The following is a 1,389-nucleotide window of genomic DNA, read 5'->3' as shown; positions in this document are numbered from 1 at the left end:
TTCCCGTACCGCACCCCCATCCGCAGCGCGCCCTCCCCGTCCCAGACCGTCCGCGGCACCAACTTCCCTTCCACCAACCGCATTTGCTCCTGCGGCACCCGCCGGATCACCCGCAACGTGCACACGAAGCCGCGCGAGTACACCCGCAGCGCCCCCACCCAACCCCCGGCGTCCGCCGTCCCGAACAGCACCACGTCGCCCGCCGCGGGCATCGGCAACTCCCCTTCGCGCTCCATCCCTCCACCGTCCCACGCCGACCCGCGCCGCCGCGACACCTCCGCTACACCGCCGTCGCTCCGTCGCCTACTCCCCCGCCGGGCCCGCACCATCGGCGCGCGGCGGCGCACTGCTCGCCCGCTCGACCAGCCGCGTCGCCAGGTCCACCCGCAGCGTGCTCGGCTGCTTGCCCCGGCTCAGGTCGAGCACCAGCCGGGCGGCCGCCTCGGCCATCTCCGTCAGCGGCTGGCGGACCGTGGTCAGCGGCGGGCTGATCCAGCGGGCCAGCGGCAGGTCGTCGAAGCCGACCACGCTCAGGTCCTGCGGGATGCGCAGGCCCAACTCCCGCGCGGCCTCGTAGAGCCCGAGGGCCTGGAGGTCGTTGCCGGTGAAGACGGCGGTGGGGCGGTCAGGGCGGCGCAGCAGCTCCAACCCCACGGTGTAGCCGGCCTCGTGGTGGAAGTCGCCGGACCGCACCAGGTCCGGGTCGTACTCGACACCGGCGGTCTCCAGGGCGGCGCGATAGCCGTCGATCCTGGCCCGGTTGCACATCATGCCGCTGGGGCCGCCGATCACGCCGATCCGGCGGTGGCCCAGCTCCAGCAGGTGGCGGGTCGCGGCGAGGCCGCCCTGCCAGTTGGTGGCGCCGATCGCGGGCACGTCCTCGCCCGGGTCGCCGGCCGGGTCCAGCACCACGAACGGGATGTCGCGGCTGGTGAGCTGGGCGCGCTGCGCCGGGTCCAGGCCGGACAGCACCAGGATCACCCCGGTCGGACGGCGGGCCAGCACGCCGTCCACCCAGGTCTGGCCCGGGCTGAGCCGCCCGGCGGACTCCGACAGCACCACGTTGAGGCTCTCCTGGCGGGCCACGTTCTCCACCCCGCGGATCACCTCCATCGCCCAGGAGCTCTCCAGCTCGTGGAAGACCAGATCGATCAGCGGGGCCGGCTGCACGCTGCCGCGCCGCCGCTGGTAGCCGTGCCGGCGCAGCAACTCCTCGACCCGGCTGCGGGTGGCCGGCGCGACATCGCCCCGCCCGTTGAGAACCTTCGAAACAGTCGGAGTCGACACGCCCGCGGCCCGCGCGATCTCGGCAAGCGTCGCGGTGCCGCCACCGGGGGTCTCCGGCTGGTCGTCACGGGGTGGTTGCACGCTGGGGGCACTCATATCAGC

The 1,389-nt window shown here is 74.2% G+C and carries 2 protein-coding genes; both read right to left on the bottom strand.

Features of this window, described 5'->3' with window-relative positions; translation table 11 throughout:
- Positions 1-236, bottom strand: a 236-nt coding sequence (locus AC13HU_RS37240) for a hypothetical protein (protein ID WP_483046427.1), incomplete at its 3' end; no start/stop codon positions are given.
- Positions 237-303: 67 nt separating this feature from the next.
- Positions 304-1,383: a LacI family DNA-binding transcriptional regulator gene (locus tag AC13HU_RS37235; RefSeq protein WP_483046428.1), complete on the bottom strand. Its 1,080-nt coding sequence runs from the start codon at positions 1,381-1,383 to the stop codon at positions 304-306.
- Positions 1,384-1,389: the final 6 nt, after the last annotated feature.

The sequence above is a fragment of the Streptomyces sp. NH27 genome (genome assembly GCF_056859195.1).
Note: the sequence above shows the minus strand (reverse complement) of the source record. Positions and strands in the feature narration are given on the sequence as shown.